The sequence below is a fragment of the Roseomonas rosulenta genome (genome assembly GCF_016106005.1).
Lineage (GTDB): Bacteria > Pseudomonadota > Alphaproteobacteria > Acetobacterales > Acetobacteraceae > Neoroseomonas > Neoroseomonas rosulenta.
The window spans coordinates 1-8475 of sequence record NZ_JACADR010000194.1 but is presented as its reverse complement, the minus strand read 5'-3'; the positions used below and the strand labels follow the sequence as shown (position 1 = coordinate 8475).

The window sequence follows — 8475 nt, the reverse complement described above, 5'->3', positions numbered from 1 at the left end:
CGCGCAACGGCGGCGCTCGAACTGGTCGGCCTCGCGGCGCTGGCCGACCGCGCGGCGCGGCGCCTGTCGGGCGGCGAACAGCAGCGCCTGGCGCTGGCCCGCGCCGCGGCGACGCAGCCGGAGGTTCTGTTCCTCGATGAGCCCTGCGCCAGCCTCGACCCCATCGCGATGCGCAAGGTCGAGGAGATCGTCGCGGCGCTCGTCGCGCGCGGCACCAAGATCGTGATGACGACGCATGACCTCGGCCAGGCGCGTCGCCTTGCCGGCGATGTCGTGTTCCTCGAGAGCGGGCGGCTGGTCGAGCACACGCCGGCCGCGCGCTTCTTCGACGCCCCGGCCAGCCGCGAGGCCGCCGCCTTCCTGCGCGGCGACCTGCTGGCGCATTGATCCCACGGGAGAGACACCGCGATGGTCCGCCGAAGCCTGCTTGTCCTCGCCGCGCTTGTCCTCGCGCTGCCTGCCGCCGCGCAGGAGCGCAGCATCACCATCGCCTCCACCACCAGCACCGAGCAGTCCGGCCTGTTCGGCCACATCCTGCCGATCTTCACGCGCGAGAGCGGGATCACCGCGCGTGTGATGGCGCTCGGCACCGGCCAGGCGCTGGATGTGGGCCGGCGCGGCGATGCCGACGTGGTCTTCGTGCACGACCGCCCGGCCGAGGAACGCTTCGTCGCGGAGGGCTTCGGCGGCCCGCGCAGGCACGTCATGTTCAACGACTTCGTCCTGGTCGGCCCGGCTGCCGACCCCGCGCGCGTGAACGGTCTGCGCGACACGCCCGAGGCATTGCGCCGCATTGCCGCCGCCCGCGCCCCCTTCGTCAGCCGCGGCGACCGCAGCGGGACCCATGCCGCCGAACTGCGCCTGTGGCAGCAGACCGGCATCGACCCCGCCACCGGGCGTGGCCAGTGGTATCGCGAGATCGGCCAGGGCATGGGCCCGGCGCTGAACACCGCCGCCGCGCAGAACGCCTATACCCTTGCCGACCGCGGCACCTGGCTGTCCTTCCGCAACCGCCAGGACCTGCGCATCGTGGTCGAGGGCGATACGCGGCTGTTCAACCAGTACGGCGTGATGCTGGTGAACCCGCAGCGCCACCCGCATGTGAAGGCCGCGGACGCGCAGCGCTTCATCGACTGGATCCTCTCGCCGGCCGGGCAGGCGGCGATCGCCTCCTACACGATCAACGGCGAGCAGCTTTTCTTCCCGAACGCGGCGCAGGCCGAGCCGGCGTCGTGAGCGTGGCGCGGGGAGGGCGGTGCCCCTCCCCGGGCCACCCTCATCCCGCCCAGCGCGCCGCCGCGCCGCGCAACCCTTGCGCCAGCGCGTTCACCGTCAGCACGATGGCCATCAGCACAATGCCGAGCGCCAGCGCCAGCGGCAGGTCGCCCTTGGAGGTCTCGAGCGCGATGGCGGTGGTCATGACGCGCGTGAAGCCCTCGATGTTGCCGCCCACGATCATCACCGCGCCCACCTCGGCGGCGGCGCGTCCGAAGCCGGCCAGCAGCACGGTCAGCAGCGCGAAGCGCCCGTCCCACAGCAACGTCGGCACGGCGCGCGCGGTCGAGATCCGGAAAGACCGCAGCTGCTCGGCGTATTCCTCCCACATCCCCTCCAGGACCTCGCGGCCCAGGGCGGCGACGATGGGCGTGATCAGCACCGCCTGCGCGATGATCATGGCGGTCGGCGTGAACAGCAGGCCGAGGGGGCCGAGCGGACCCGCGCGCGACAGCAGCAGGTAGATCAGCAGGCCGCAGAGCACAGGGGGCAGCCCCATCAGCGCGTTCAGCGCGACGATCACGGCGCTGCGCCCGGGAAAGCGCGCCACCGCGATCAGGGCACCGAGCGGCAGGCCGATGATGGCAGCGACCAGCACCGCCGCCAGGCTCACCTTCAGCGACAGCGCCACGATGCCGAGCAGCGCCGGGTCGGCCCCGCCGACCAGGCCGATCGCGGCGCGCGCGGCACTGCCAAGGTCGTTCATCAGTCCACCCGCGCGCCGCTGACGCGGATGATCTCGCCGTAGCGTTCGCGCTCGGCGCGCAGGAAGGCGCCGAATTCCTCGGGCGTCATGGACAGCGGGTTGGCGCCCATCTGCGCGAGCTGCGCCAGCACGGCCGGGTCCGCCACCATGGTGCGCATGATGGCGTTCATGCGCGCGACGACCGGCGCCGGCGTGCCGGCCGGTGCGGTCAGGCCGAACCAGGAGATGATCTCGTAGCCCGGCACCCCGGCCTCGATCATGGTCGGCAGTTCGGGGATCAGCGAAAGGCGCTCGCGGCTGGTCACCGCCAGGCCGCGCACGGCGCCGGAGCGCACATGCGGCAGGATCTGCGGCAGGTTGTCGAAGGCGATCTGCACGCGCCCGCTCAGCAGGTCGGTCAGCATGGCCGCGCCGCCGCGATAGGGGACGTGCACGATGTCGATGCCGGCGCGCATCTTGTACAGCTCGCCCGCCAGGTGGACCGACCCGCCGGCGCCGGCCGAACCGAAGTTCAGCGTGCCCGGCCGCGCCTTCGCCAGCGCGGTGAGTTCCGCGATGGAGGTCGCCTGCACCGAGGGATGCACCACCGCGATGGAGGCGATCGAGGCGAAGGCACCGATCGGCGCCACGTCGCTGATCCCGTCATAGCCCGGCGTGGGGAACAGGATGGGGCCGGTGACGTGCGTCGAGGGCGCGGCGAAAGCCAGCGTATAGCCATCGGGGGCGGATCGTACCGCCACCTGCGTGCCCGTGGTGCCGCCCGCGCCGCCGCGATTCTCCACCACCACCGGCTGGCCGAGTTCCGCCTGCAGGCGCTGCGCCACCATGCGGCCCATCACGTCGGTCAGCCCGCCGGGCGGGAAGGCGACCACCAGGCGGATCGGGCGGTTCGGCCAGGGGGCTTCCTGCGCCAGGGCCGGCAGGGCGAGCAGGCCAGCGGGCAGCAGGGCGAGGGTGCGGCGGTTCGGGCGGGTCATGGTTCGGGGTCCCGGCGAGGGTGTCGGCGACGGCGCCTGCCTTGCAGCGCCCGCGCCAGGACGACACGGCGCCGGCCGAAGTTCAAGCGGCGCGGATCAGCCGGGCCGTCCGCCCACCGCGACCGGCCGCGCCGGGTCGGCGCTCCAGGCCGACCAGGAGCCGGGGAACATCGCCGCCGTCACGCCGATCGAGGCGAGCGCGGCCACGCCATGCGCGGCCGAGATGCCGGCGCCACAGGTGACGCCCAGCGGGCGCGCGCCATCGGCGCCGAGCGCACCGAACAGGTGGCGCAGCGTCTCCGCGTCAAGGAAGGTGCCGGCCTCGGTCAGCGCATCCGCCGCCGGCGCGCTGATGCTGCCCGGGATATGGCCGCGCGGCGGCTGCCCCGGCGCGACCGCGCCGCCGATGTAGTTGCCGCGGATGCGGGTATCGAGCAGCACGCCGTCCCGCGCCATCGCCGCGGCTGCATCGGCGTCCAGCACCGGCATGTGCCCGGGGGAGAGAGTGACGGCGCCGGGCGGCGGCGCGCCGGGGATGGTCGCCACCGGCAACCCGGCAGCGGTCCAGGCCGGGAAGCCGCCATCGAGCAACAACACCTGCGCCAGCCCGGCCCAGCGCAGCACCCACCAGCCGCGTGCCGCGGTCAGGCAGCGGTCGTGGTCGTACAGCACCACCGGCACCTCAGGCCTCAGCCCCCAGCGGATGGCGTCGCGTTGCAACGCCTCGATCGTCGGCAGCGGGCGGCTGCCGCGCGTGCCGCCGCCAGGCGCGGCGAGCTCGCCTGGCAGGTCGATGTCGACGGCGCCTGGAATGCGCGGTGCCGTCGCGTGCTCCGGCAGCCGCGGGTTGCGCACGGCGAGGACCGAGAGCGGCGCGCCGCCGGCGATGCGCCGCCCGAGCGCGGCGGCGGTGATGAAGACGGTGTCGCGCGGATCCATCGGGGGCCTCCTCGGAGACAGTTCGGGAATGCCGGTGCCCGACCCGGGAATGGGCCATCGGGCGCTTGGTCGAACGGTCTGTCAGACCAGCATCAGCACGCCGCGATGGTCGAGTGCCAGCGGCGGCGCATCGGGTCGCGCGGCGAAGGCCTCGACCGGGTGGAACAGGTAGAGCCAGGGCGGGTTCTCGTGCAGCCGGCGCAGACAGCCTGCATAGGCCTGCGCGCGGGCTGCGACATCCATGGTGCGGTTCGCCTCCGTGATCAGCGGCTCGAGCACCGGGTCGTCGAAGCCCTGCCACCACTGCCCCTGCACGGCGGAGGAGATCTTGTCGTTCAGCACGCGGAAGGTCGAATGCGGTGAACTGTCGAAGATGGCGAGGTCGCCGATCTGCCCGCGCCCCACCTGGCGCGCGTAGTCGGGTCGGTCCGCCTCGGCCTGGATGCGTGCGGGGATGCCTGCGCGCGCCAAGTCGTGCGCCACCATCTCGCTGATCTGCGGTGCGCGCTCGGGCATGTGCAGCGGCGTGCGGATGACCAGATCGTTCTGCGCGCCAGCCTGGTCGAACAGCGCGCGCGCCGCCGCTGAATCGTGCGGGATGGGCGCGAGCGCGGCCTCGCGGTGGCCGAGATGGAAGGGGCTGACCACGGTCGAGGCCGGCACGCCGAGGCCATGGAACACCGTCTCGATGATGGCCTGCGCATCGACCGCGAGGTTCACCGCGCGGCGCGCCGCCGGATGGGTGAAGGTGCCGCGGCGGCAGTCGAGGTAGTACATCACCGACAGCGTGTTGGCCGCGTGCCCCCAGCGCAGCGTCGCGTCACGCAGGCGCGGATGCGGCAGGCGCTCGAGGTTCGTGGCGGCATCCGCGGCGCCCTCGGACACCATGCGGTGCCGTGTTTCCGGGTCGGGTTCCGCGACCAGGCGAATGCGCGCGGGCGTGCGCGCCGCATCGGTGGCTTCCAGCAGCGCGTGCGATCGCGGCACGTGGTCCACCACGCGGTACGGGCCGGTGCCGAGCGTCATGGCGCCATCGGGCGCGGCGCGCATGGCGAAGAACTCGGCGAGGATCTCGGGCAGGTCGGCGAGGGGCTGTGGGGTGGAGATGGACAGCATGCCCGGCCCCTCGGGCGTGATGCGCGCGCCCGCGAGATAGCGCGCATAGGGCCAGGGCATGCCGAACATGTCGATGCCGCGCAGGTGGGCGAGGATGGTCTCGGCCACGTCCTCGGCGGTGCAGGCATGGCCGTCGTGGAAGGTGGCGCCGGGACGCAACGCGAACTGCCAGGCGCGGCCATCCTCCTCATGCGCCCAGGCGGCGAGCAGGCCGGGCTCCACGCGCCCGTCGCGCCAGCGGCAGAGCGGCTCGAAGACCAGGGAACGCAGGGTCAGGATGGAGGTGTCGTCGGTGACGCGCCCGAGGGGGAGGAATTCCACGCGCTCGAGCGCCAGTGTCAGCACCATGCCCTGCCATCCCCCCGTGCCGCCCGGGACCGTCGGCGGCGACCCCCGGGGCATGGATGACCATTCCATGACTGACCGGTTATTTCCACAATGAGATGATGGCGGCGTGAGAGCGACCGCCCGCCCCCCGCGCCGGCGGCGATGCGAGGCAGCCCGCGCACGCGTCCGGTCTGCGGCCGGAACGGCAGGCCTGGCCCTTTTGGCTGCTTCCCTCGAACCCGGCACGGCATCGCCGGGGCGGCCTTGCCAACCGCGCGCCAGCGGGCAGACTCGCCGCCGGCAGCGCAAGGCAGGACACGCATGATCGAGGACGGAAAGACGGCGCGGCAACTCTACGCCGAGTTCAGGGCGGCGCCGACGCGCAGGCGCTTCGGCTTCGGCCGCCGCGCCGCGGTGGTGAACATCGACGTGCAATGCGCCTATACCCAGCCGCAGACCTACGCCACGGCCTACGAGACCGACCCGCGGCAGATCGACTACATCAACGCTGTCTCCGACGCCGTGCGTGCGCGCGGCTGGCCGGTGGTGTGGACCTACGTGGCCTACCTGCCCTCGGGCGAGGATTGCGGGGTCTGGGGTACGCGCACCGACACGCCGGATAGCCTGCAGAACATCAAGGAAGGCTCGCCGCGCGCGCAACTCGACCCGCGCACCAGGCGCGCGCCCACGGACATCCTGATCAACAAGCGGATGGCGAGCGCCTTCTTCGAGACCAATTTCCGCTCGCTGCTGACCTTCCACCGGATCGACACCGTCATCGTCACCGGCGGGTCCACGTCAGGCTGCGTGCGTGCCACGGTGGTCGATGGGCTGTCGTGCAACTTCCGCATGATCGTCCCGGAGGAATGCGTCGCCGACAAGCATGAGAGCCCGCATTTCGCCAACCTCTACGACATGGCGGTGAAATACGCCGATGTCCTGCCGGTGGCGGATGTGCTCGCCGCCATCCCGAAGTTGGAGGGCTGAAGCCATGCTGAAGGAACAGCAGCACTACGACTACATGCCCTGGCGGCGCCGCCCGAAGATCACCTGGCCGGGCGGGGCGCGCGTGGCCTTCTGGGTCGCGCCCAACATCGAGCACTACGAGCTCTATCCCCCGCCCAATCCGCGCCGTCCGCCCTGGCCGCGGCCGCTGCCCGATGTCTCGGGTTATTCCTGGCGCGACTACGGCAACCGCGTGGGCTTCTGGCGCATGGCGGATGTCATGGCGAAGCACGGCGTGCGCGGGTCGGTCAGCCTCAACGTCGCGGTCTGCGACCACTACCCCGAGATCATCGAGCGCTGCTGCGAGCTCGACTGGGAGCTGTTCAGCCACGGCACCTACAACACCCGCTACTTCTACGGCATGACCGAGGACCAGCAGCGCGAGGTGATCCGCGAGAACCGCGAGACGATCCTGCGCGCATCCGGCCAGTCGCTCGATGGCTGGCTGACGCCGGCCATTTCCAACGACGAGGCCACGCAGCACATCCTCGCCGAGGAAGGCATCAAGTACACGCTCGACCTGCTGCACGATGACCAGCCGACGCCGATCAAGGTGCGCTCCGGCAAGCCGCTGGTGTCGATCCCGTATTCGCTCGAGGTCAACGACGTGCCGCTGCTGGTAATGCGCAACACGCCGCCCGACCGCTTCGCCGAGATCTGCAAGGCGCAGTTCGACCAGCTCTATGAGGAAGGGGCGGAGTCCGGCACCGTCATGTGCATGCCGCTGCACCCCTTCCTGATCGGCCAGGCGCACCGCATCGGCGCGCTGGACGAGGTGCTCCGCCATGTCGTCAGCCACGACAAGGTCTGGCTCGCGACCGGGCGCGAGATCGCGCAGCACTACATCGACCACCACCTGGCGGCCCATGAGGCCTGGATCGCGGAGGGCACGCCATGAGCGGTCTGCCGGCGGACTACCTGCAGTACCCGCTGCGCCGGCGGGGCATGGACCACGGCATCTACCCCTTCCGCGCGCTGCCCGACGCGAAGCCCGTGCAATGGCCGGGTGGTGCGCGCGTGGCGCTCTGGATCGCGGTGCATGTCGGGCATTTCCCGATGGACATGCCGCTCAAGCCCTTCATCGCGCCGGGCGGCATGGAGCGGCCCTACCCGTCCTTCTGGGACTACACGCAGCGCGACTACGGCAACCGCATCGGCATCTACCGGCTGATGAAGGCGATGGCCGCGCGCGGGCTCACCGCCACGGCGCTGCTCAGCGCCGCGCTGGCGCCGCTCTATCCGGTCCTGATGGACGACATCGCGGCGGCCGGCTGGGAACCGGCCTGCGCCGGCCTCGACATGGGCCACCTGCATCACGGCCAGGTGCCCGAGGCCGAGGAAGCGGCCACCGTGAAGCAGGCCGCCGCCCTGCTGCGCGCGCGCTTCGGCGATGCCGTGCGCGGCTGGCATTCGCCGGCCCATTCGGAATCGCCCCGAACGCTCGACCTCGTTGCCGCCGAGGGCTTCGACTGGACCAGCGGCTGGCTGAACGACGACATGCCCTACACCATGGCCACCGCGTCGCGCCCGCTGCTGGCCATGCCGCTGCCGCAGGACCTCGCGGACCAGAAGATGCTCCAGCAGCAGAACATGGCGACCGAGGATTTCTGCAACGCCGTTCTCGCCGCCCATGCCGCCCTGGATGCGGAAGCGGCGGCAACCGGTGGTGGTCGGATCCTGACGCTGTCGGTGACGCCCTGGCTGATGGGCCAGCCACACCGCATCCGCGCGTTCGGCGCGATGCTCGACGCCATCCTGGCCAGGGGCGGCGTGTGGAACGCGAGCGGGGCCGCCATCGCCGAGGCCTGGCAGGCGCAGCAGGCGTAGCGCGCCGCCCGGCTGCATCACGCCGTCGGCGCGGCGCGAACGGGCGCCGCGGCGGCGATGTGCAGGAGCCCGTGTGTCGAACCCGCGCCGCGACGCGGCCATCGACACCGCGGCCGACTCACCGCTGACCGCGGCGCCGCTCCCGCGGCGCCGATCCCGCGCCCCTTAACGGGGCACCTATCCCGCGCCCCTTACCGGGGCGACGCCGGCGGCGCGGCCGGCTGCGCGGCCGGCTGCGCCGGCGCGGGTGCTCCCTGCCCGGTCAGGCGTTCGCCCTGGCGCGCCGTCCATTCCCCGGCGCCC

The 8475-nt window shown here is 72.2% G+C and carries 9 protein-coding genes; 5 read left to right on the top strand and 4 right to left on the bottom strand.

Features of this window, described 5'->3' with window-relative positions; all coding sequences use genetic code 11:
- Together HW578_RS19005 and HW578_RS19000 are read left to right on the top strand one after the other, a co-directional pair.
- On the top strand, positions 1-387 hold a 387-nt coding region (locus tag HW578_RS19005), incomplete at its 5' end, for an ATP-binding cassette domain-containing protein (RefSeq protein WP_198372285.1).
- A gap of 21 nt (positions 388-408) precedes the next feature.
- On the top strand, positions 409-1236 hold the full coding sequence (locus tag HW578_RS19000) for a substrate-binding domain-containing protein (RefSeq protein ID WP_198372284.1): 828 nt from the start codon (positions 409-411) through the stop codon (positions 1234-1236).
- Positions 1237-1276: 40 nt separating this feature from the next.
- On the opposite strand, the gene HW578_RS18995 is transcribed toward HW578_RS19000, so the two are convergent.
- The 4 genes from HW578_RS18995 to HW578_RS18980 form a co-directional block, all read right to left on the bottom strand.
- Complete coding sequence (locus HW578_RS18995) at positions 1277-1981, bottom strand: ABC transporter permease (protein ID WP_198372283.1); 705 nt, start codon at positions 1979-1981, stop codon at positions 1277-1279.
- Positions 1981-2958 (bottom strand): Bug family tripartite tricarboxylate transporter substrate binding protein, encoded by a 978-nt coding sequence (locus HW578_RS18990; RefSeq protein WP_198372282.1) that lies wholly within the window; start codon positions 2956-2958, stop codon positions 1981-1983. The genes HW578_RS18995 and HW578_RS18990 overlap by 1 nt, the downstream gene beginning before the upstream one ends.
- A 96-nt stretch (positions 2959-3054) precedes the next feature.
- On the bottom strand, positions 3055-3897 hold the full coding sequence (locus tag HW578_RS18985) for a sulfurtransferase (protein WP_198372281.1): 843 nt from the start codon (positions 3895-3897) through the stop codon (positions 3055-3057).
- Between the two features lie 81 nt (positions 3898-3978).
- The gene (locus HW578_RS18980; protein WP_198372280.1) at positions 3979-5361 is read right to left on the bottom strand and encodes an ABC transporter substrate-binding protein; all 1383 of its coding nucleotides are present in this window, start codon (positions 5359-5361) and stop codon (positions 3979-3981) included.
- Positions 5362-5661: 300 nt separating this feature from the next.
- Here HW578_RS18980 and HW578_RS18975 point away from each other — a divergent pair, with 300 nt between their 5' ends.
- The 3 genes from HW578_RS18975 to HW578_RS18965 are packed head-to-tail and all read left to right on the top strand — an operon-like array spanning position 5662 to position 8172.
- Positions 5662-6327, top strand: coding sequence for an isochorismatase family protein (locus HW578_RS18975; protein ID WP_198372279.1), 666 nt, complete (start codon positions 5662-5664; stop codon positions 6325-6327).
- A 4-nt stretch (positions 6328-6331) separates the two neighbouring features.
- Positions 6332-7243, top strand: a complete 912-nt coding sequence (locus tag HW578_RS18970) for a polysaccharide deacetylase family protein (RefSeq protein WP_198372278.1) — start codon at positions 6332-6334, stop codon at positions 7241-7243.
- Complete coding sequence (locus HW578_RS18965; RefSeq protein WP_198372277.1) at positions 7240-8172, top strand: polysaccharide deacetylase family protein; 933 nt, start codon at positions 7240-7242, stop codon at positions 8170-8172. Before HW578_RS18970 ends, HW578_RS18965 begins: the two co-directional genes overlap by 4 nt.
- The last annotated feature ends 303 nt before the right edge of the window (positions 8173-8475 follow it).